Origin of the sequence: Flavobacterium geliluteum (assembly GCF_017948595.1) — a bacterium.
In the GTDB taxonomy this organism is placed as follows: domain Bacteria; phylum Bacteroidota; class Bacteroidia; order Flavobacteriales; family Flavobacteriaceae; genus Flavobacterium; species Flavobacterium flavipigmentatum.
The window spans coordinates 40,679-62,742 of sequence record NZ_JAGFBV010000010.1; the positions used below are offsets into that span (position 1 = coordinate 40,679).

Annotated in this window: 18 protein-coding genes; 11 read left to right on the forward strand and 7 right to left on the reverse strand. The window is 35.7% G+C overall.

Annotation, left to right across the window (positions count from 1 at the left end; translation table 11 throughout):
- Nucleotides 1-61: 61 nt before the first annotated feature.
- Complete coding sequence (locus J3495_RS07915) at nt 62-574, reverse strand: hypothetical protein (RefSeq protein ID WP_210666019.1); 513 nt, start codon at nt 572-574, stop codon at nt 62-64.
- A gap of 196 nt (nt 575-770) precedes the next feature.
- On the opposite strand from J3495_RS07915, the gene J3495_RS07920 reads away from it, so the two are divergent.
- The 3 genes from J3495_RS07920 to J3495_RS07930 all read left to right on the forward strand — a co-directional run bounded on the left by J3495_RS07920 (nt 771) and on the right by J3495_RS07930 (nt 2,640).
- Complete coding sequence (locus J3495_RS07920) at nt 771-1,718, forward strand: 2-hydroxyacid dehydrogenase (protein ID WP_210666020.1); 948 nt, start codon at nt 771-773, stop codon at nt 1,716-1,718.
- 199 nt (nt 1,719-1,917) lie between these two features.
- Nucleotides 1,918-2,343: a DUF805 domain-containing protein gene (locus tag J3495_RS07925; protein WP_210666021.1), complete on the forward strand. Its 426-nt coding sequence runs from the start codon at nt 1,918-1,920 to the stop codon at nt 2,341-2,343.
- Nucleotides 2,344-2,358: 15 nt separating this feature from the next.
- Entirely contained in the window at nt 2,359-2,640 is a 282-nt protein-coding gene (locus J3495_RS07930; RefSeq protein WP_210666022.1) for a TM2 domain-containing protein, read from the forward strand.
- Between the two features lie 57 nt (nt 2,641-2,697).
- Here J3495_RS07930 and J3495_RS07935 read toward each other — a convergent pair whose 3' ends face one another.
- Entirely contained in the window at nt 2,698-4,506 is a 1,809-nt protein-coding gene (locus J3495_RS07935) for a GNAT family N-acyltransferase (protein ID WP_210666023.1), read from the reverse strand.
- Nucleotides 4,507-4,626: 120 nt separating this feature from the next.
- On the opposite strand from J3495_RS07935, the gene J3495_RS07940 reads away from it, so the two are divergent.
- The 3 genes from J3495_RS07940 to J3495_RS07950 all read left to right on the forward strand — a co-directional run bounded on the left by J3495_RS07940 (nt 4,627) and on the right by J3495_RS07950 (nt 7,785).
- Entirely contained in the window at nt 4,627-5,388 is a 762-nt protein-coding gene (locus tag J3495_RS07940) for an exodeoxyribonuclease III (protein ID WP_210666024.1), read from the forward strand.
- Between the two features lie 210 nt (nt 5,389-5,598).
- Nucleotides 5,599-6,543, forward strand: coding sequence for an OmpA/MotB family protein (locus tag J3495_RS07945; protein WP_210666025.1), 945 nt, complete (start codon nt 5,599-5,601; stop codon nt 6,541-6,543).
- A gap of 204 nt (nt 6,544-6,747) precedes the next feature.
- Complete coding sequence (locus J3495_RS07950) at nt 6,748-7,785, forward strand: aldo/keto reductase (RefSeq protein WP_210666026.1); 1,038 nt, start codon at nt 6,748-6,750, stop codon at nt 7,783-7,785.
- 189 nt (nt 7,786-7,974) lie between these two features.
- Here J3495_RS07950 and J3495_RS07955 read toward each other — a convergent pair whose 3' ends face one another.
- The 5 genes from J3495_RS07955 to panC form a co-directional block, all read right to left on the reverse strand.
- Nucleotides 7,975-9,939 carry a transglycosylase domain-containing protein gene (locus tag J3495_RS07955; RefSeq protein ID WP_210666027.1) on the reverse strand — a complete coding sequence of 655 codons (1,965 nt, stop codon included), beginning with the start codon at nt 9,937-9,939 and terminating at the stop codon, nt 7,975-7,977.
- 19 nt (nt 9,940-9,958) lie between these two features.
- Nucleotides 9,959-11,320 carry a DNA repair protein RadA gene (gene radA / locus J3495_RS07960; protein WP_210666028.1) on the reverse strand — a complete coding sequence of 454 codons (1,362 nt, stop codon included), beginning with the start codon at nt 11,318-11,320 and terminating at the stop codon, nt 9,959-9,961.
- A complete protein-coding gene (locus tag J3495_RS07965) occupies nt 11,320-12,474 on the reverse strand; it encodes an alpha/beta hydrolase (protein WP_210666029.1) in 1,155 nt (384 codons plus the stop codon). Before J3495_RS07965 ends, radA begins: the two co-directional genes overlap by 1 nt.
- Before the next feature lie 176 nt (nt 12,475-12,650).
- Entirely contained in the window at nt 12,651-13,001 is a 351-nt protein-coding gene (panD, locus tag J3495_RS07970) for an aspartate 1-decarboxylase (RefSeq protein WP_210666030.1), read from the reverse strand.
- 14 nt (nt 13,002-13,015) lie between these two features.
- The gene (gene panC / locus J3495_RS07975; RefSeq protein ID WP_210666031.1) at nt 13,016-13,894 is read right to left on the reverse strand and encodes a pantoate--beta-alanine ligase; all 879 of its coding nucleotides are present in this window, start codon (nt 13,892-13,894) and stop codon (nt 13,016-13,018) included.
- A gap of 78 nt (nt 13,895-13,972) precedes the next feature.
- On the opposite strand from panC, the gene J3495_RS07980 reads away from it, so the two are divergent.
- The 5 genes from J3495_RS07980 to J3495_RS08000 all read left to right on the forward strand — a co-directional run bounded on the left by J3495_RS07980 (nt 13,973) and on the right by J3495_RS08000 (nt 22,025).
- Nucleotides 13,973-14,779 (forward strand): glycogen/starch synthase, encoded by an 807-nt coding sequence (locus J3495_RS07980; RefSeq protein WP_210666032.1) that lies wholly within the window; start codon nt 13,973-13,975, stop codon nt 14,777-14,779.
- A gap of 21 nt (nt 14,780-14,800) precedes the next feature.
- A complete protein-coding gene (locus tag J3495_RS07985; RefSeq protein ID WP_210666033.1) occupies nt 14,801-16,393 on the forward strand; it encodes a DUF4270 domain-containing protein in 1,593 nt (530 codons plus the stop codon).
- A gap of 9 nt (nt 16,394-16,402) precedes the next feature.
- Nucleotides 16,403-18,253, forward strand: coding sequence for a glutamine--fructose-6-phosphate transaminase (isomerizing) (gene glmS, locus J3495_RS07990; RefSeq protein ID WP_210666034.1), 1,851 nt, complete (start codon nt 16,403-16,405; stop codon nt 18,251-18,253).
- Between the two features lie 147 nt (nt 18,254-18,400).
- The gene (locus tag J3495_RS07995; RefSeq protein ID WP_210666035.1) at nt 18,401-18,916 is read left to right on the forward strand and encodes a hypothetical protein; all 516 of its coding nucleotides are present in this window, start codon (nt 18,401-18,403) and stop codon (nt 18,914-18,916) included.
- Nucleotides 18,917-19,232: 316 nt separating this feature from the next.
- Nucleotides 19,233-22,025, forward strand: coding sequence for a TonB-dependent receptor (locus J3495_RS08000; protein WP_210666036.1), 2,793 nt, complete (start codon nt 19,233-19,235; stop codon nt 22,023-22,025).
- Nucleotides 22,026-22,064 lie beyond the last annotated feature (39 nt).

A 22,064-nucleotide genomic window follows, 5' to 3' on the forward strand; every position in this document is an offset into this window, starting at 1 on the left:
TTAGATTTTTTCGATATTGTAAATTCCAAATTCTAATTTTGATAAGTTGGGATTTGGAATTTTATTTTTTAACCAATTGAATATATTTGGCACCGCATTCGGCAAGTTTGGTATAATAATTCATAGCATTCCCATAGTTCTGAATCGTGAGCGTGTCTTGTACACAACTTGCCTCGATTCCTATCGGAATTTCAAGTTCGCGAGTTGTTGTACTATCTTCTTCATTGCTGATATCACCTTCATATTCGTCCCATTTTATGCCTTCCAGGACAATATATTTTTCACCGGATTCAGAGATAGTTATTTTAGCTTTGCCCGTAACATTTCTTGAATTGGTTTTTAGCGTATACAAATAACCATTTTGAGTGGTAGTTAAGGCAATAGAGATATGGCAATCATCTTCAGTTGCTGTGGTGTACAATCCTGCAATAGATTCGATATTTTTTTTGTAAAGAAGGGTTGTAGTGTCCTTTTTAACATTTTTTATCGCAGTAGGTTCGGTCTTTTTGTGAGTACAGCTTGCAACAAATACAACAAAAGATGAGAAGTAAGCAAGTTTAAGTATCGAATTCATAAAGTTGGAAAATTGTTTTTGGAGTTAAAAATGCGTTTCAAAAAGTTTAAAATACCCAAAAAGGGCGCAGTTTTTCAAAGTTAAATAAATTGCGATCGATAAAAAACAAATTGACTTTCTTTTGCCTCAAATACAAACTAACGTTGCTTTATAACCAAAGAATATACTGTATTTTTGTGTTTCTAAATTTTAAATAATGAGCATCAAAATTTTACATATCGACAGCAATCATCCTGTTCTTTGGAATCAACTAGAAGAAGCGGGTTTTGAAAATCACGCAGATTTTAAATCTTCAAAAGAAGAAATTGAAAATATAATTCACGTGTACAATGGAATCGTTATTCGCAGCCGTTTTAAAATTGATAAAACCTTCCTCGACAAGGCACCCAATTTGCAGTTTATTGCCAGAGTTGGCGCAGGTTTAGAAAGTATCGATTGTGAGTATGCCAAGGCCAAAGGAATACATTTAATTGCGGCTCCAGAAGGTAATCGCAACGCTGTTGCAGAACACTCACTAGGGGTTATTTTGTCTCTTTTTAATAATTTGAATCAGGCTGACGCCGAAATAAAATCGGGACAATGGAATCGCGAAAGCAATCGCGGTCACGAATTAGACGGGAAAACTGTAGGCATTATTGGTTACGGAAACATGGGGAAGGCTTTCGCCAAAAAACTACGAGGCTTTGAAGCAGAAGTTTTATGTTACGATATTCTGGAAAATGTAGGTGACGAAAATGCAAGGCAAGTTACCTTGGAAGAATTACAGCAAAAAACCGATGTTTTGAGCTTGCACCTTCCTTGGACACCAGAAACAGATAAAATGGTCAACAGTGTGTTTATAAATGCGTTTAAAAAGCCATTCTGGATCATCAATACATCTCGAGGAAAAAACATAGTCACAGCAGATTTAGTAGTTGCGATGAAGTCGAAAAAGGTCTTAGGGGCTGGCTTGGATGTTTTAGAGTACGAGAAGCTGTCTTTTGAAACACTTTTTCAGGATAAAAATACTCCCGAAGCTTTTCAGTATTTGTTAGAGGCCAAAAATGTTTTGCTAACGCCACATATTGCAGGATGGACTTTTGAAAGTCACGAACGTCTTGCTCAGGTGATCGTAGATAAAATTAAAAAATTATATTCGAAGTAAAGTCACTAAAAATAAGGACTTATAACTTGTATAGATTTGTTTGGTTAATAATAACAGGTTTTTTCTCAAAAAGTAAAGATTTGAATTAGTTTTTAAAGTTATTTTTTTTTAATATTGTTTCCGAATTTTAACAAAATTTTAAAAAAAGGAGTAACCGAAAATCCATAAGAGTAGGGATTAACTAACTAATTTATTAATTATGATTGAATGGTACAAGAAGGTGGTTTTTGAAAACTACGCAAACTTTAAAGGACGTGCAAGAAGAAGCGAATATTGGTATTTTGTACTTGCTAATGCATTAATTTCTGTTGCATTAATAATTTTAGGTGGAGCAATAGGTCGTCTATTTGGTGATGGAATCACGGGAGTTATTGTAGGATATGCTTTTTTCTTGTTGTATACATTAGCAACTCTAATTCCTTCCTTGGGTGTTGTCGCTAGGAGATTGCATGATGTTAACAAAAGCGGTTGGTTTTATTTTGTTTCTTTCATTCCATTAGTTGGTCCTATTTGGATTCTAATTTTATTTTGTACTGAGGGAGATGCAGGATCAAATCAATATGGACCAGATCCTAAAAATGAAACCGATCAAATTAGTGAAATAGGAAGTGTTGAAGTACAATAATTTAAATCATATATAATGGAAAACACAAAACCAGAAGAAACGTGGAATGCTCCACAAACTGTAAAACCAGAAAACAAAAAAGTTTTAGCTGGAGTTTTAGGTATCATTTTCGGATACTTAGGGATTCATAAGTTTATTTTAGGATATACTAAAGAAGGAATTATTCAAATCGTCCTGAGTGTTGTGACTTGTGGAGCAGCAGGAATAGTTGGATTTATTGAAGGTATAATATATTTGACGAAGAGTGATGATGATTTTTATCAAACCTATCAAGTTGGTAAAAAACCTTGGTTCTAAAACATAAAAAAAGCCTTTTCAAATTAATGAAAAGGCTTTTTCTTTTTATATCAAATCTTAAATAATATCTTCTTTATCAGATAATTTGCGTTCCAGCTCTATTTGAAATTCTTCAATAACAGGTTTCATAGTGCTTTCCGGGATATCTGCGATCCTGATGTACATCAAGCCATCGATGGCGTTGTTAAACAGCGGATCAACGTTAAAAGCTACCACACGTGCATTTTGCTTGATGTATTTCTTAATCAGTACAGGCAAACGTAAATTTCCTGGTTCTAATTCGTCAATGATTTTATCAAATTTATTCAAGTCAGATTCGGCTTCATCAAAAATAAAATCTTTATCGGCGTCTTTCAGTTTTACTTTGTATGCTTTCTTAGGATGAATGTATTGGGCAATATAAGGATCGTAATAGTTAGATTTCATAAATTCAATCATTAGCGATTTAGAGAAATCAGAAAACTGATTGCTAATGCTCACGCCGCCTAACAGGTATTTGTGTTCAGGATAACGCAATGTGGTATGAATGATTCCTTTCCATAATAAAAACAGCGGCATTGGTTTTTGCTGGTACTCTTTTACGATAAAGGCACGGCCCATTTCGATAGATTTGTGCATCATATCGTGCAATTCGGGCTCGAATCTAAAAAGATCATTCAAGTAAAAACCTTCAATTCCGTATTTTGGATAGATTTCAGAACCTAATCCCATGCGGTAGGCTCCGGCTATTTTTTTGGTTTCATCATCCCACAAAAACATGTGGTGATAATATTGATCAAATTTATCTAAGTCAATCGATTCGTTGGTTCCTTCGCCTACTTCACGGAAAGTAATTTCGCGAAGACGACCAATTTCATGTAAGATATTTGGAACCGATTTTGCGCTTGCAAAAAACACTTCGTAATTTTTGCTTTGTAACAAACGACAATCACTGTTACGCAGCGAGTTTACCTCGTCTATCATGTCAGATTCGCTTGCCGGTGTCACGATTTTCTTTGGTGCTTTTGGTATTTTAAGACTTGCAGCATCCAGTAATTTGCTTTCCTTTTCGAAAGGATTGGCAAGCATGTAGGTTTTTTTTCTTAAAAATTCCGAGTAATCTTCAAACGTTTCAAACTCGTTTTGCTCGTTTACAGAAATAGGTTTCCCAATACGTACCTTGATCACACGGTCTTTTTGCGTAAGCAGTTCTGAGGGTAGTTTTGCGGTACGAAGCGTATCATCAATCTTTGATAACCAGTAAAATAATCGGCTGTTTTTGGCATGAAAATAAATCGGTACAACAGGAACTTTCGCTTTGCGAATTAATTTCAAAGCGCCTTCTTCCCAAGGTTTGTCCACGACCAATTTTCCGTCTCTGTACGTCGAAACTTCACCGGCTGGAAAAATCCCTAAAGGTTTGCCATCACTTAAATGGCGCAGGGTTTCTTTGATTCCCACCACACTTGATTTGGCATCCTTATGATTTTCAAAAGGATTTACAGGCATGATGTATTTCTTGAGCGGAACAATGCGGTGCAATAAAAAGTTGGCGATAATCTTGAAATTGGGTTCTCTTTCGAGCATTAATTTCAAAAGTAATATACCATCGATTCCTCCCAGTGGATGATTCGAAATAGTAATATAAGCACCTTCTTTAGGCAAGCGTTTCAGATCTTCTTCAGGAATTTCAAACTTAATTTGCAATTCATCCAGAACCCCATTTAAAAAAGCTACGTCTTCTAAATGTTTGTTGTGGTCGTATATTTTATTAAGGGTAGATATCTTAAGTACCTTCATAAGCATCCAGCCTGAAAAAGTACCTAAAACTCCGTACTTATCAACATTTATCGCTTTTGCAACTTCTTTCGCGGTAACTAAACCCATGTACTATTTTTAATTTATTAGAGCAGCGAACAAAGATAACAAAAAACTCTACTTTTCGTCGTTTCGAACACAAACTTTACACTTTTTTATTACTTTTGAAATTCTTAAAAAAAAGCCGAAATGAAAATTATTTCTTATAATGTTAACGGAATACGCGCTGCGATCGCCAAAGGATTCATCGACTGGTTGCAACATGCTAGCCCTGATGTTATTTGCCTTCAGGAAATAAAAGCCACACAGGATCAGATTCCCGTAGAGGCAATTACTGCTGCTGGTTATCCATATCAATACTATTATCCTGCGACCAAAAAAGGCTACAGTGGAGTAGCTATTTTGTCTAAAATAAAACCCAACAATGTCGTTTTCGGAACCGGAATTCAGCACATGGATTTTGAAGGGCGTAACCTTCGTGTCGATTTTGATGCATTTTCGGTTATGAGTTTGTATTTACCTTCTGGGACTAACATAGAGCGTCTGGACCATAAATTTATGTTTATGGATGATTTTCAAACCTACATCAACGAACTAAAAATCACCATTCCAAACCTGATCATTTGCGGCGATTACAATATTTGCCACGAGGCAATCGATATTCACGATCCCGTTCGCAACAAAACCGTTTCAGGATTTTTGCCTCAGGAACGTGCCTGGTTAGACGGTTTTATGAAGTCAGGTTTTGTCGATAGTTTTCGTCATTTCAACAAAGAGCCTCACCATTATTCGTGGTGGAGTTATCGTGCCGGAGCCCGCGGAAACAACAAAGGCTGGCGTATCGATTACAATTTAGTGAGCGATTCATTGCAACATAAACTCAAACGTGCCGTTATCTTACCAGATGCGATGCACTCAGATCATTGCCCGGTTCTGGTAGAAATTGAGTAACTTTGGTACTGTTATTGCTAAAAAATGTTTCGAAAGGGCATTAAAAAGTTGCCCGATATTAAATTTCAGGAGCTATTTCCTGCTGTTCACTATATCTTTTTGTTTTTAAAGAAAAAACAAAAAGGATGCCGCTACCATCAGGGCTAGGGCACTTTTGCAAACATGACATTTTAAATTATTAATCAAGCCCCAAATAAAAACTAAAATCAAATGATAAAAAAAGCTTCGATCGGATTGCTACTTTTAGCCTTATCCACAACTTCATGTGTATCCAAGAAAATATACAACGATCTGGAAACCAAATATTCAGATTTAAAGAAAGAAAACCGCGCCGTTGCCGATGAAAATGCCGAATTGCAAAAGGCAAAAAATCAATTAGAACTAGATCGCGATAGCCTGAACAAAGATTTAAACGCTACAAAAGCAGATCTTGCCAAACAAAAAGCAGATTTACTTGCAGAGCAAAAAAAATACAAAGTTTTAGAAGATTCGTACAAAGCACTCGAAAAAAACAGCAACGATGCCTTAGAAAGCAATATGGCTAAAAACCGTGATTTGTTGGCTCAATTAGAAGCAAAATCAAAAAAACTGGCCGAAGAACAAGCCCGTTTAGATAAAACCGCCAACCGCTTAAACGAATTAGAAGCCATGATTGCAGCAAAAGAAGCTGCAATGCGCAAACTAAAAGAAACGCTTTCTAAAGCTTTAAATGGTTTTGAAGGAAAAGGTCTTACCGTAGAACAGAAAAACGGAAAAGTATATGTTTCTATGGAAAACAAATTGCTTTTCAATTCAGGAAGTTGGGCCGTTGGTACCGAAGGTAGAAAAGCGGTTGTAGAGCTTGCAAAAGTTTTAGGTGACAATCCAGATTTGTCGGTATTGATAGAAGGTCACACAGATGATGATCCGTATGCAGGTTCAGGACCTATAGCAGACAACTGGGATTTATCGACCAAAAGAGCTACTGCAATTGTAAATATTTTAGCCGAAAACAAAAAAATCAACAAACAAAAACTTACGGCCGCAGGACGTAGCGAATATTCTCCTCTTGCCAGCAACGCAACTCCAGAAGGAAAAGCTAAAAACCGTAGAATCGAAATCATCTTAACACCAAGATTGGATGAAATTGCTGAAATGTTGAATAGTATAAACTAAGTTCTTTTAGAGGGACAAAGGTTCAAAGCGACAAAGGCTCAAAGTTTTTACTTTGAGCCTTTTTTTACCCTTTGTCTCTCTGAATCTTTACATTTTTGCACTATTCTAAAAAAAACTTTTGTAACTTTTTTAACTTTTATATTGTTTCTCATTGCCAAAGCACTTTGTACCTTTGAGCCTTTGGAACTTTGAACCTTAAAAAAAATGAAATACACCATTTTACCTCATACCGATATAAAAGTTAGTAAAATTTGCCTTGGTACCATGACTTTTGGTCAACAAAATTCTGAAGCTGAAGGTCACGCCCAAATGGATTATGCCCTTGAAAGAGGTGTGAATTTTTTTGATACCGCCGAAATGTACTCGGTTCCGGCAAGTGAAGCTACTTACGGAAGCACCGAAAAAATTATAGGAACCTGGTTTAAAAAATCAGGCAATCGTGACAAAGTGGTTTTGGCATCTAAAATCGCAGGGCCAAACGCCAATTTTGGGTACATGCGCGAAAAACTGGATTTCTCGCCTGCAAGTATCAAATTTGCTTTAGAAAATAGCTTAAAAAGACTGCAGACAGATTACATCGATTTGTATCAAATGCATTGGCCAGAGCGTAAAACCAATACTTTCGGGCAACGTGCTTTTAAAGTTCAGGACGATGAGTGGGAAGATAATTTTAGAGCCGTTCTGGAAACTTTCGATGGGTTAATCAAAGAAGGAAAAATAAAACATATTGGTGTTTCTAATGAAAATGCTTGGGGAATGATGCGTTTTCTGGAAGAAAGTAAATACCAGAATCTGCCACGAATTAAAACTGTTCAAAATCCGTATTCGTTATTAAATCGTCTTTTCGAAGTAGGTTCTTCAGAAGTAGCGCTTCATGAAAATTTGGGTTTACTAGCGTATTCTCCTTTAGCTTTCGGTGTTTTGACAGGTAAATTCTTGACAGGAGAACAGCATCCAAACGCTAGAATCAATCTTTTTCCGCAATACACACGCTACAACAGCGAGCAATGCACACAAGCAACTCGTTTGTACAATGAAATTGCTCAAAAACACGGTCTGACGCTTACAGAGCTCGCAATGGGTTTTGTATTGCAACAGCCATTTCTTACCAGCGCCATCATTGGTGCTACGACCTTAGAACAATTAAAAGAAAATATCGATACAATTGATGTCACACTTTCTGAGGAGATCCTAGCCGAAATTGATGCTGTTCAAGCTATTATTCCGGATCCGGCACCATAATTTTAATTTTAGAATAATTGAAAATTCCACTAATTTGTCACTGAATGTTGTGATAATTAGTGGAATTTGTTTTTAAAATTTTCGCTTTGCGAATTATTTTCTTTTGCCGATACTTTCAAAAATTAAATAAAGCATCACTATTTTTTAAGTACTGAAAATTTGCTGAATTACGATAAATGATTATAAAATCTAAAGATCAAACTCGTTATCGGTTGACAAAGAATCTACCGGAATTGCTGTTGAGTCTAAGGTTTTAATGCGCAATAACGATCGTGCATTTCCAGAAACATAAACCGGCGATTGAAAAACAGTATCTTCGGGAATCAAAACGCCACGACGTAACATTAAGCTGCTTAAAAACTTTTGGTTCTTTATTGCGTAGTCTTTCAAATTTCCCTGATCGTTAAACTGATACATGAATTTCCGTGGTTTCGGAATAATCGTCGCCAGGAACAAACATTCATTCAAACTCAAATCTGCCGGACTTTTCTGGAAATAAAAATGACTTGCTTCGCCAATTCCATAAACATTAGGCCCCCATTCGATAATATTAAAATACACTTCGAGCATTCTTTCCTTGCTTACCACGCGATTGTTTTCTAAAATATATACGAGTAAAATTTCTTCCAGCTTACGCGAAAGTGTTTTTTCTCGCGTCAAAAATACATTTTTGATCAATTGCATACTGATCGTACTAGCGCCACGAGAGAATTTTTTGGTTCGAATATTTTTTAGAATTGACTGTTTAAAAGCTTCATTGATAAAGCCGCGATGTGAGAAAAACGAAGGGTCTTCTGTCGTTAGTACGCATTTGCGCAAATAAGGCGAAATTTGATCCAAAGGAGTGTAATTTGGATTTGCATTGCCGACCAAAACCGGTCTTTGTAAGACATTTTGTATGATGGCGCGATACACAAATTCGCCGTTTAATTTGTTAAGATTTGCCTCGCCGTATTTCGTGATTTTTAGATTTTCTTTGTTCAGTTTGCTGTCAAAAACCAATGTGTTGGGTTTGTTTTTATTGAATTTAAAGTCTAATTTATAATTAAAATTACCAGTAGCTTGCATGCCTTGAAAATGTGTAAACAAACCGTCCGGCAGCGAAACAATAAAATCTTGGGCCTGCATTTTTGGAATGTCGACTTTTAAAGTATAAACCGTATCCGATTCGGTATTGTACGAAACATAAGGAAGCACTTTTATTTTGTTTAGCGTCATAGACGAAGTGCTGTCGATCGAAATAAAATCATCGCCTAATAAAAAGCGATAATCAAAACGCGCATTTTTGATGATTACATCTTTGCTGGCAATTTTGGGATGGTTGATTTTAAGATTTGCAATAGAAGTAAAGCCATCAATGTGAAGTTCGCTTCCGTCTTTTTCAATGTTTTCAACATTCAGTCGTATAGAATCGAAGCTGGCTTTCAAATTGTATCTTTCATCCAGATACGGCACTTTAATCGCTCCGGTATCTACATTAAAAAAGCGAATATCGGCTTTTTTATTACGAGGGTCGGCAAAGCCTTTTATGTTCCAGCGCTGGTCAAAATCCTTGCTCTGAACATGTAGAGTTGTTTCGAGCTGTTTGTTGTTTAAAACAAGTCTATTAATCGCAATTGAGGCTGTTTTGCCATTGTCATTAATTTTAAAATTCAAACGTTCCAGTTTCATGTCGGTAGGAACGAGATTTAGTAGTTTCGAAATAATTCGGTAAGCAATTGTTGCGTATTTTCTTTTTTCGTTGGTGTCTTTTTCAGTGGTATCTTTTTTTAGAAAAGCATCAAAATTGCGTACTTTTCCTTTTTTGACCAATTGTACGTAACCGTCATTTACTTTCAAAGTGCCGATCTGGACATCGCCAACCAGTAAACTGGATAAATTGATAGTGGTTTCTATTTTTTTGATATTAAAAAGTGTGTCCGCATTTCGGGGAACGAGAACCACATCGGTTAGTTTTATGCCGGATAATCCCTCAAAAGAAGCCGATTCTACAGAGAAAACACTATCATAGTCCACGCTCATTTTGTGGGTGACTTTGGCAATGGCTTGTTTTAAAAGCGAATTTCGAAAAAAGTAAAATCCTAAAAAAAGCACTACCAATACTAAGGTAAGTATTGAAAGTGCTTTTATTATTTTTTGTTTTGGAAATTTCATAAAGAAGGTTTTGTAAAAACTACGCAAAAAGGATACTGGCGACGTCTTCAATTTTGTTAACAAGTTCTATTTTGATTCCTGTATTTTTTAATGCAATTTTGTTGTATTTGGATACAAATATGGTGTTGAATCCGAGTTTTTCAGCTTCCTGAATGCGCTGATCGACACGGTTTACAGGGCGAATTTCTCCCGATAAACCTACTTCTCCCGCAAAACAGAATCCTTTGGTTACCGGAATGTCTTCGTTGGACGATAATATGGCAGCGACAACCGCTAAGTCAATTGCGGGATCATCTACTGAAATTCCGCCAGTAACATTTAGAAACACATCTTTTGCACCTAAACGAAATCCGGCTCTTTTTTCTAAAACCGCCAAAATCATGTTCAGCCTTTTGGCGTTGTAACCTGTTGTGCTTCGTTGTGGTGTTCCGTAAACTGCCGTGCTCACCAGAGATTGTATTTCGATCATCAACGGGCGCATGCCCTCCATAGTTGTGGCAATTGCAGTTCCGGACATTTCTTCGTCTTTGTGTGAAATCAATATTTCGGATGGGTTCGAAACTTCCCGCAAACCACTGCCTAACATTTCGTAAATTCCGAGTTCGGCTGTTGAGCCAAAACGGTTTTTTAGCGATCGCAGAATGCGGTACACGTGATTTCTGTCGCCTTCAAATTGTAAAACAGTATCCACCATGTGCTCCAGAATTTTCGGGCCGGCGATGTTGCCGTCTTTGGTAATATGTCCAATTAAAATAACTGGGATATTGGTTTCTTTGGCAAATTTGATCAACTCGGCAGTAGTTTCCCTAATCTGCGAAATACTTCCGGCGGTAGATTCTATATAATCCGTGTGTAAGGTCTGGATTGAGTCGATGATGACTATCTCGGGCTGAATGGCTTCAATTTGCTTGAAAATATTTTGCGTTTTTGTTTCCGTCAAAATATAACAATTGTCGCTATTGGGCGTGATTCTTTCGGCACGCATCTTAATTTGTTTCTGGCTTTCTTCACCAGAAACATAAAGCGTTTTATAAGGCAATTTTAATGAAATCTGCAGTAAAAGTGTGCTTTTTCCAATGCCGGGTTCACCGCCCAAAAGAGTCAAAGATCCCGGAACGATTCCACCACCAAGAACACGATTCAATTCGCCATCGGTTGTATCCATTCGTACTTCCTGCGTCGAATCGATTTCGTTGATTTTTAATGGGCGTGGCGCTTTACTGCTGGAAGTTGGTTCGCTTTTCCAAGCGACTTTTTCTTGCTTTTGGATAATTTCTTCGGCAATCGTATTCCATTCTTTGCAGGCATTGCATTGTCCTTGCCATTTGGCGTATTGAGTGCCGCAATTCTGACAAAAAAAGGAAGTTTTTACTTTAGACATTATTTGGTTTTTTTTGCAAGTGTATTCATTTGATCGATTTTTTCATACATCAAATCTTTATTCAAATCACCAATTGGTTCCATTTGAGAAGCGTTTTGATATTTTTTAGACGCTCTTTTCGGGTCGTCCATTTTTTCGTACATCAATCCTAATTCGTATTCGCCCAACATTGCTTTCGGGTAGGTAACATTGGCAATTTCGGCCATTTTTCCTAATTCGTCGTAAGCTTTGTTTTTTAAAATTAAATTTTCAATTACTTTAAAATCACTCATCCTAACAGGAACTTCAATACCCATCATTTTAGACATTACGGCATATTTATTTTCTAAATAATCGGCGAATCCAGATTGAAGCACCACAATTTTATTATTGTATTCCTCTGAATTTATCGGACGATAGGCTTCAAAAATTTGATACAAAGCGCTCGGAATTGCATGTAAAACCTGTGTATAATGCGTTGTGTTTTTAAATACATCGTACTTGTAATTAACTAACGGATTATTTGCGATTTTAATATTGCTGTCTAATTTTTCTATAGGTTCTTTTAGCTTTTTGTTATCGCCATCGGCAACAGAAATGTAATAAAAAACAGGTTCTGTAATTTTGGCAAACTTTTCCGGAATCCTAACTTCCATTTTTGGGGCAAGTTCTGGGCTAAAGCAAATGTAGGCGTTAAAGATTGGCTGCTCTTTGTACAAATAAAAATTGATAAAACTAGCGGTAGTATCGTGTCCGGCAACGATTCTGAAAGGAGTTGTGCGGTATTTTTTTTCGATATACGGAATTAATTCTGCGCCGACAAATTCAAAAAACTGAGCACCTTTTTCAAACGGCAACCCCGTGATTTCGTCGATTGTAGTGTCATCATAACGCTCTTCTTCTTTGTTTTGATGAATCCCGATAATGATCATTTCCGGCAAATCATCCCAGTACGAACCGTAACTTAAATTCCCTGAAAAGGGGTCAAAAAGATAATCACCGTCTAACAAATATAAAACAGGGTATTTTTTTGTTGGATTTGATTCGTAAGAAGCGGGAAGTCCGATGGTTATTCTTCTCTCTGTTCCCAGTTTTTCAGATTTAATATTGTCAAATTTTTTCTGTGCGAAAACCGAAACCGAAATTAAGGCAAGCAAAAGGTAAACTTTTTTCATGATTTGAGGCATTTCAGTAAATTAAAAAGTATTAAAATAAGGTACCAATATAATACTTTATTTGCTTTTTGATAACAATGTGATTTAAAAAAGCCGTGAAATTTAAGACAAACAAAACGTCATTCGATCAAAAATAATTTTGACGAATAAAGGATATTATATGTGTAAAAGAGAATTTACGTTAACGAATTATCGTTTTCATTAGGGAAAACAATCCATGGTTTGAAGGTTTTGGCTTCTTCAAAATCCAAAGTTGCATAAGAAATGATGATAATAATGTCGTCTTTCTGTACTTTTCTGGCAGCAGGTCCGTTCAGGGTAATTTCGCCTGAATTTTTCTGGCCTTTTATAGCATACGTTTCAAAGCGTTCACCATTATTAATGTTTACAATAGATACTTTTTCACCTTCAATAATGTTAGAGGCTTCCAGTAAAGTTTCGTCAATAGTAATACTGCCAATATAATTTAAATCGGCTCCCGTTACTTTTACACGATGAATTTTTGATTTTAAAACTTGAATTTGCATGGTGCAAAGGTAAATTAATTTAATGAAATGGTATCAATCAACCTTATAGAATTAACAAATACAGCTATAAATGCACGGTACTTTTTGTCTTTACTTTTATGATCGATAGGTAATAATGTCGATTCATCAGCTATTACAAAATATTCCAACTCAAACATTTCGTTGTCTTTGAATGCATTTTGTACAAACTCAATGGTCGCTTCTGGGCTTTCTTTTGCGAATATTTCCTGGGCTTGCAAAAGGGTTTTGTAGATAATCGAAGCTTTTTTTCTTTCTTCAGAAGTCAGGCGCTCGTTTCGGGAACTCATTGCCAATTGGTTGTCTTCTCTAAAAATAGGACAGCCTACAACATGTACTGGCATGTGGTTCTTTTCGACCATTTTTTTAACAATTTGCAATTGCTGAAAGTCTTTTTCGCCAAAATAAGCGTTCGTTGGTGTTACAATTTCAAACAAACGTTTTACTATGGTACCCACGCCATTAAAATGTCCGGGTCTGAATTTTCCTTCCATTTGATTTTCTAAACCATCAAAATCAAAATCCTGAGAAACCGTGTGTCCTTCGTAAATATCCTCGACAGAAGGAGCATAAAGGATGATTTTATCACTCAGATTACGCATTTTTTTTACGTCTTCTTCCAGCGTTCGGGGATATTTTTCTAAATCTTCAGGATTGTTAAATTGCGTTGGATTTACAAAAATACTCACCACAGTATCGTCATTTTCTTTGATTGAGCGTTGCATTAAAGCCAGATGACCTTGGTGTAAAGCGCCCATTGTTGGTACAAACCCAATAGTTGAATTTGCGGTTTTGATAGTTTTTAAATAAGCTATCAAGGCTACTTTACCGTAGAAAATATGCATGAGGGTATTATTAAAATTTAGTGCAAACATAATATATTAGTTAATAACTGCATAAATTTTTGTAATTTTGCAACGTTTTTATTACCAAAAATTAAGTAAAATACTATTATGAAAGATAAGAGGATATTATATGTATCATCTGAAGTCGTGCCATATTTGGCTGAAAATGAAGTTTCTTTAATGTCTTATGACGTTCCAAAGATGATCAATGATCAAGGCGGACAAATAAGAATTTTCATGCCAAGATACGGAAATATTAACGAAAGAAGACATCAATTACACGAAGTAATCAGACTTTCAGGGATGAATTTGGTAGTAAATGACTTGGATATGCCATTGATTATCAAAGTAGCTTCGATTCCGAAAGAAAGAATTCAGGTTTATTTTATTGATAATGATGAATATTTTAAGAGAAAAGCAACTTTTGCAGACGAAGAAGGCGTTTTGTATCCTGATAATGACGAAAGAGCCATATTTTTTGCAAAAGGAGTGGTAGAGACAGTAAAAAAACTCAACTGGGTTCCGGATATTATACATGTACATGGTTGGTTGGCTTCGATGTTGCCTATTTACATGAAACATTACTATAAAAATGAAGCATTGTTCTCTGAAACGAAAATTGTTACTTCTGTTTATGGACAATCTTTTGATGAAAATCTGGATTTAGAAATGATCAATAAGGTAAAATTTGACGGTGTGCCGCATGATGCAGTTGCTGATTTGGAAGTGCCTAATTACGAAAATATCCTTAAAGCGAGCATATTACATTCTGATGCTGTGATTATAGCCTCTGAAAATGTATCGCCAAGTTTAACAAAATTTATAGAATCTTCAGGAAAACCTTTTTTACCTTTCGCCACGAAAGATGCATTCGCCGAGGCGTATACAAATTTCTACAAGAGTATGGGGCTTTAAATTTTAACTTTATTATTAAACATGTATAATACTTCTTTTATTAAGAAACTTCTATTAGTTGCCACGGTTGCTGTTTTCTATTCTTGCGATAAGGATTTTATTGAGATCGGAGATACTTTAATCGGTGATAATCATTTTGGTTTGGAACCAGAAAATTACGATGTTAACGCTTACAATCAGAAAGTTACTCCAGTAGCTTCTAATAATTTAAATACAAATCCTTTGGGTATTTATGATAATGCTGTTTTTGGAACAACAACGGCTAATTTTAATACTCAGGTCGCATTGTCAGAATATGCGCCAACGATTGGCGAAGGTGTCGAAGTTGATAGCGTTACTATTAATATTCCTTACTTTGTTCTTTCAAGTAAAACGGTCATAAATTCTGAAACAGGTAATTCTACTTATGTATTGGATTCTGTTTTTGGTCCTGCCGACGGAAAATTAAAACTGAGCGTTTATGAGTCAGGTTATTACATGAGAGATCTTGATCCTAGTGGCAGTGTGCAAACAAGTCAGTTGTACTATACCAATCAAAATGTTGATTTTGACGGTCAAAAAGGAACACTCTTAAACGACAGTTCTAATAAACTGGAGAATGATGAGTTTTTCTTTAGCAGTAAAGAAATAGTTGAAAAAACAGTAGATGCTACCACAAAAGTAGAAACGAAGAAAAGATTTCCTCCGGAAATGCGTTTACATCTTAACAGAGAATTTTTTAAAACCAAACTTCTTGATGCTTCAAAAGCTTCGAATTTGGCAAATGCAGATCTTTTTAAAAATTATTTTAGAGGATTGTATTTTAAAGTAGAAAAATCCGGTTCCAGCAATAGTAATGCGGCGATGATGGACTTTAAAAAAGGTAAAATCACCGTTTTTTATAAAGCCAAAACAGCTATTACTACAGATGATGAAAATGTAAAAGAAAATAAAACTTTGGTTCTGAATCTAACAGGTAATACGGTTAGTTTGCAGGAAGAAAGCAATGTAACGCCTGACTATTTGGATGCTACACAGAACGATGTTGTGGCTGATGATAAATTATATCTAAAAGGAGGTCAGGGTTCTATGGCGATCATTGAGCTTAATGATTTTGCAACTCAGTTGGCAGATATTAAAGTCAAAGGTTGGATGGTTAATGAGGCAAATCTGGTTTTTACTATCGATTCTGACAAAATGAAAGGCGTAGATGAGCCGTTAAGGGTTTATTTGTACGATGCCACCAATAATACCCCTATTGTAGATTATATTGCTGATGGTACTACTAGTTTAACAGGAGATACCCGCAGAGCAAAGTATATTTATGATGGTATCATCAATTTGGATGCTACTACCAAAAAAGGTAAAACGTATAAAATTCGTTTAACAAGTTATATTCGTAATTTGATCAAAAATGACAAAGCAGTAGCTGTAAAGTTAGGTTTGGTTGTAACGGATGATATTACCATTGTTGCTTCCAGTAAAATGGATCCTAAAACGATCAACAATAGTAATTTTAAAGAAGTTCCAAGAACATCTGTAATGAGTCAGACAGGAACAGTACTATTTGGAGGAACTGCTGCTTCGGCAGATAAAAAAGTAAAACTTCAAGTTTACTATACAAAACCAAATTAATAAAAATATATGTGTGGAATTGTTGGATATATTGGGCATAGAGAGGCTTATCCTATTGTAATCAAAGGATTGAAGCGACTTGAGTACAGAGGATATGACAGTGCTGGTGTGATGCTATATGATGCCGAATCTGGAATTAAAATCTGTAAAACAAAAGGTAAGGTAGTAGACCTTGAAGCTAAAGCAAAAAATGGTTTTACTACCAACGGAAATATTGGTATTGGACATACTCGTTGGGCTACACACGGAGTTCCAAACGATGTAAACTCACATCCACATCTTTCTAATTCTGGTGAGTTGGCTATTATTCACAATGGTATTATCGAAAATTACGCTCCTCTTAAAGAAGAATTAATCAAAAGAGGTTATGTTTTTCATTCAGATACCGATACAGAAGTTTTAGTAAATCTGATCGAAGAAGTTCAAAAGAAAGAAAATATAAAATTAGGTAAAGCAGTTCAAATTGCATTAAATCAAGTCGTTGGTGCTTATGCGATAGCGGTTTTTGATAAAAAAAATCCTAACGAATTGGTTGCTGCAAGATTGGGTAGCCCATTAGCGATAGGTGTTGGCGAAGGTGAATATTTTATTGCCTCTGATGCTTCTCCGTTTATCGAATATACTTCAAATGCTATTTATCTTGAAGATGGTGAGATGGCAAATATAAGATTGCATAAGCCTCTTAAAATTAGAAAAATAAAAGATGATTCTTTGGTAGATCCTTATATTCAGGAACTTCAAATGAATCTGGAGCAAATTGAAAAAGGCGGTTACGACCATTTCATGCTAAAAGAAATTTACGAACAGCCAAGTGTCATTAAAGATACCTACAGAGGTAGACTTAATGCGAATAAAGGAATCGTTCAGATGGCAGGTGTTGAGGATAATTTAGAAAAATTTTTAAACGCTAAACGAATTGTTATCGTAGCTTGTGGTACTTCATGGCACGCAGGATTAGTGGCAGAATATATTTTTGAAGAGTTCGCCCGCATCCCTGTAGAAGTAGAATATGCTTCAGAATTTAGATACAGAAACCCAATTATCAATAAAGACGATGTGGTGATTGCTATTTCTCAATCTGGAGAAACTGCGGATACTATGGCGGCTATCAAATTGGCAAAAGAAAACGGAGCTTTCGTTTTTGGTGTTTGTAATGTTGTAGGTTCTTCTATTTCTAGAGAAACTCATGCAGGTGCTTACACACATGCTGGTCCCGAAATTGGAGTAGCTTCGACTAAAGCATTTACAACGCAAATCACTGTTTTAACGATGATTGCTTTACGTTTAGGAAAAGCAAAAGGCACTTTATCAAATACTGATTTTCATACTTATTTGCAAGAATTAGAAATAATTCCTGAAAAAGTAGCTGAGGCATTAGAAACCAATGACAGAGCAAAAGAAATTGCTGCGGCCTTTAAAGATGCTCCAAATTGTCTGTATTTAGGTCGAGGTTATAATTTTCCGGTAGCACTAGAAGGTGCTTTAAAACTAAAAGAAATCTCTTATATTCATGCTGAAGGTTATCCTGCAGCAGAGATGAAACATGGTCCGATTGCACTTATTGATGAGCACATGCCGGTTATTGTTATTGCTCCTAAACAAGGGCATTACGATAAAATTGTAAGTAACATTCAGGAGATAAAATCGAGAAGCGGTAAAATCATTGCGGTGGTTACCAAAGGAGATACCCAAGTTCGTGAATTGGCAGATTATGTAATCGAAATTCCGGAAACTTCAGATGCCTTATCACCATTAATTACTACAATACCTTTGCAATTGCTTTCGTATTACATCGCTGTAATGCGCGGTTGTAACGTAGATCAGCCACGTAATTTGGCAAAATCCGTAACTGTAGAATAATACAATAAAATTTATATAGTGTTAAAAAAAGCGAGATCCAGGTCTCGCTTTTTTTGTTTAACTTTTTTTTGAAATAAATTTCAAATCTATAAATTATGATGTTTATTTGCTTGAGCTATTTCTAATCTTATCATTTAATTTACGTTTATGAAAAAAATTATCACAGCAGTTTTCCTAATAATAACTGCAACCGGCTTCTCTCAACAGCTTACTTATAGAACAGGCGGAAACGTCTATAATGCAGAGAACAAAAAAATCAATCCGATGGAAGTTCGGGCTCTGATGGCAAATAACAACGAAGCGCTGTCATTGTATAATGCGGGAAGAAATAAGAAAACATGGGGCAATGTACTGCTGTATGGTGGCTCGGCACTTGTGGTTGCCAATTTATTAGTTGGATTGACAAAAGATGAGAAATATGTGACTACCTACCCCGGTAATGGTTATTATCCTTCTGTACAAGCAGAGCGTACTAGTTTTACTGCTGCTATTATTGGCGGTGCAATGATTTTGGGTTCTATTCCTGTCAAGATTGGTTATGCCAGAAAAGTCAAATCGGCTTTGACCAAATACAATGATGGTTTGGCCGAAAATAATCAGCCTGCGTACAAAACAACTTTGGTGGCGAGCGGTAATCAAATCGGTATTAAAATTGAATTTTAAAAAAGCCTTAACCCTTTAAATTTGGTAAAAATGTTAAAAAAACGAGATTTAGGTCTCGTTTTTTTATATTGTCAATTTATTTTTATGAACTATGTATTTTTAAGAAATATTCATTTTTTTTCTTAAAATTTATATGTATGCATAGTATCTCTCATTTTAAATGTACGGTTATTGTTATTAATTTAATAAATCGTTATGAGGAATACTTAAAATACTTGCTAAAAATATATTTATAATTAATTTTTTTTAACCTTTTTTTAGTAATATGAAAATTATTTGTTATTTTGGCTATCTAAACTAACCAAAAACAAATCCAATGAGAGTTTATTTACTAATTATGTCTTTGTTTTTCTGTGGATTTTCTTTCGCACAGACTACAATTACGGGTTCCGTTACCGATAGTAACAACCAATCTATTCCTGGTGCCAATGTAAATGTTGTAGGCAGTACAAGTGGTGCTTCTACTGATTTTGACGGTACTTTTGCTTTAAAAACAACGTCTAAACCACCTTTTGCTATTAAGGTTTCGGCGGTAGGATTTGAATCTAAGATCATCAATGTCACTTCGGCTGATCAAAAAGTCAATGTGGTGCTAAAAGATGAGGAAACTAAATTGGATGAAATTGTTGTTTCGGCATCAAGAACTCCAGAGAGAGTGATAGAATCTCCTGTTACTATTGAAAGAATGGGAATTCAGGAAATTAAGAACACGACTGCTGCCACTTTTTATGATGGGTTAGAAAACTTAAAAGAGGTGCATTTTAATACCAGTAGTATTTCGTTTAAGTCTATCAATACGCGTGGTTTCGCATCTGTTGCCAACACTCGTTTTATGCAATTGGTTGACGGAATGGACAACTCATCGCCAGCCTTAAACTTCGTGTTAGGAAATCTAATTGGTATTTCTGATATTGATGTTGCAAATGTCGAACTTCTGCCAGGTGCATCTTCAGCGCTTTATGGTGCAAATGCTTTCAATGGAATTTTGTTTATGAATAGTAAAAGTCCTTTTACCAACGAAGGTATCAGTGTTTATTATAAATACGGGCAGACGAATCAAAACGCTGCTGGCAGAAATGATTATAATGACTTTGGAATTAGAGCAGCAAAAGCATTTACAAAACACTTCGCTTTAAAAGGAAATTTTACTTACTTGGAAGCGACAGAGTGGATCGCTGCTGATAATAGAAGTATGACAGCTGGAGGTGTAAGCCGTGAAACAAATCAAAATTATGATGGTTTGAATCTTTACGGAGACGAGGTGACTACTTTTATTCCGAATGTGGGTCAAGTAAGTAGAACTGGATATCGCGAACAAGATTTGACAGACAATAAAGTAAAAAATATAAAAGCCGATTTCTCTGCACATATCAGACCTTTTGCAGATGAAACCGAAATTATTTTGCAATATAAAATTGGTTTGGGAAGTACAATTTATCAAGGAGCTAACAGATATGCCTTGAAAGATTTTATGATGCAACAAGCAAAAGTGGAAGTAAAAGGGAAAAACTTTTTTGCCAGATTCTATGCTACAGATGAAGATGCTGGAAATTCGTACGACATGAGATTTGCTGCATGGAATGTTAACAGAGCTGCAAAATCAGATCAGGAATGGTTTACCAATTATGCAACTGCTTACCAATTATCAGGAGCGGTTATGGGTACAAATGCAAATCAATCAGCTGCTATCGCTAGAAATTTTGCAGATTATAATGTGCTTCCTGCGGCTATTTCTTTTATCCCAACACCAACAGGTTCTGCGAGGTTTGAGCCGGGTTCTGCTCAGTTTAAACAAGCGCTTACTACTGTGTTGGCAAATCCGGATTTAACACAAGGGGCAAAATTTATTGATCACTCAAAATTATATCATTCAGATTTAAATTATAATTTTAAAGACCTAATTAAGTTTGCTGAAATTCAGGTAGGTGGTTCTTGGAGAAAATACATCATGGATTCTGAAGGAACTATTTTTACTGACTTTGATGGTCCAATTGATTATAAAGAATACGGTGCTTACACACAATTACAAAAAAAATTCTTAGACGACAGATTGAAGTTTACAGGATCTCTTCGTTATGATAAAAGCCAGAATTTTGATGGAAATATATCACCAAGAGTTTCATTTGTATACTCAGGAGGTGAGGCAAAAAGACATAATTTTAGAGTATCCTATCAAACAGGTTTCCGTAATCCAACTACTCAGGATCAATATATTGGTTTAGATTTAGGACCGTTTGCTTTAATTGGTTCTGCTCCTGAAAATTTAGATCGATTTACAGAAACAAAACCAGTGAGTGCTGCAGGTCAAGCTTTAGGATCTCCTGCTACGGTAAATTTATCAGGTCAGAATGCGTATCGTAACGCTTATACTTTGACCTCGGTTCAGGCATTTAGCCTGTCTGCAAATCCTGCAGATCTTAAGGTTGCCAATGTTGGTTTGGTTAAGCCGGAACAAGTACAGGCTTTTGAAATTGGTTATCGCTCAGTTGTTCAAAATGATTTGTCAATCGATTTGAATGCTTACTACAATATTTATAATGATTTCATGAATACTTCGAGAGTAATTTCACCATACTACGGTACAGTTGGAACCAATGCTGCAGATCCAGAAGTTCAAAAAACTTATGCTGCTATAAGATTTGGCGATAGAAGAGTTTATCAGGTATATACTAATACAACTGCTAATATTTCATCATTAGGTTTTGGTGTTGGTTTGGCAAAGAAAGTATACAAAGATTTTGAGTTAGGGGTAAATTATAACTATGCACAATTTGATTTTGATCAGACAGAAGATCCTAGTTTTATTGCTGGATTTAATACGCCTAAACATAGAGTTAAAGCTTCTTTAGGAAATTCTAAAGTAACTAAGAACTTAGGTTTTAATCTAAATGTAAGATGGAACACAGAATATTTATGGCAATCTTCTTTTGGAGATGGTATGATTCCAGAAAATACGGTTCTTGATGCTCAGATAAATTATGCTTTTCCAAAATTAAAATCAGTTGTTAAAGTAGGAGCAACGAATCTTTTCGGTTCAGATTATCTTCAGGTAATTGGTGCGGGAGCAATTGGTCAGCAATGGTTTGCTTCTTGGACAATCAATCCATAATACATGGAAAATTGAGTTCTTGAGTTTGTCAGGACGAAT

What these genes read in the sequence shown, in the direction of transcription:
- J3495_RS07915 (WP_210666019.1), bottom strand. Translation starts at nt 574, where the DNA reads ATGAATTCGATACTTAAACTTGCTTACTTCTCATCTTTTGTTGTATTT.
- J3495_RS07945 (WP_210666025.1), top strand. Translation starts at nt 5,599, where the DNA reads ATGATAAAAAAAGCTTCGATCGGATTGCTACTTTTAGCCTTATCCACA.
- J3495_RS07925 (WP_210666021.1), top strand. Translation starts at nt 1,918, where the DNA reads ATGATTGAATGGTACAAGAAGGTGGTTTTTGAAAACTACGCAAACTTT.
- J3495_RS07920 (WP_210666020.1), top strand. Translation starts at nt 771, where the DNA reads ATGAGCATCAAAATTTTACATATCGACAGCAATCATCCTGTTCTTTGG.
- J3495_RS07950 (WP_210666026.1), top strand. Translation starts at nt 6,748, where the DNA reads ATGAAATACACCATTTTACCTCATACCGATATAAAAGTTAGTAAAATT.
- J3495_RS08000 (WP_210666036.1), top strand. Translation starts at nt 19,233, where the DNA reads ATGAGAGTTTATTTACTAATTATGTCTTTGTTTTTCTGTGGATTTTCT.
- J3495_RS07985 (WP_210666033.1), top strand. Translation starts at nt 14,801, where the DNA reads ATGTATAATACTTCTTTTATTAAGAAACTTCTATTAGTTGCCACGGTT.
- J3495_RS07940 (WP_210666024.1), top strand. Translation starts at nt 4,627, where the DNA reads ATGAAAATTATTTCTTATAATGTTAACGGAATACGCGCTGCGATCGCC.
- J3495_RS07935 (WP_210666023.1), bottom strand. Translation starts at nt 4,506, where the DNA reads ATGGGTTTAGTTACCGCGAAAGAAGTTGCAAAAGCGATAAATGTTGAT.
- J3495_RS07965 (WP_210666029.1), bottom strand. Translation starts at nt 12,474, where the DNA reads ATGAAAAAAGTTTACCTTTTGCTTGCCTTAATTTCGGTTTCGGTTTTC.
- radA (WP_210666028.1), bottom strand. Translation starts at nt 11,320, where the DNA reads ATGTCTAAAGTAAAAACTTCCTTTTTTTGTCAGAATTGCGGCACTCAA.
- J3495_RS07980 (WP_210666032.1), top strand. Translation starts at nt 13,973, where the DNA reads ATGAAAGATAAGAGGATATTATATGTATCATCTGAAGTCGTGCCATAT.
- J3495_RS07955 (WP_210666027.1), bottom strand. Translation starts at nt 9,939, where the DNA reads ATGAAATTTCCAAAACAAAAAATAATAAAAGCACTTTCAATACTTACC.
- panC (WP_210666031.1), bottom strand. Translation starts at nt 13,894, where the DNA reads ATGTTTGCACTAAATTTTAATAATACCCTCATGCATATTTTCTACGGT.
- J3495_RS07930 (WP_210666022.1), top strand. Translation starts at nt 2,359, where the DNA reads ATGGAAAACACAAAACCAGAAGAAACGTGGAATGCTCCACAAACTGTA.
- panD (WP_210666030.1), bottom strand. Translation starts at nt 13,001, where the DNA reads ATGCAAATTCAAGTTTTAAAATCAAAAATTCATCGTGTAAAAGTAACG.
- glmS (WP_210666034.1), top strand. Translation starts at nt 16,403, where the DNA reads ATGTGTGGAATTGTTGGATATATTGGGCATAGAGAGGCTTATCCTATT.
- J3495_RS07995 (WP_210666035.1), top strand. Translation starts at nt 18,401, where the DNA reads ATGAAAAAAATTATCACAGCAGTTTTCCTAATAATAACTGCAACCGGC.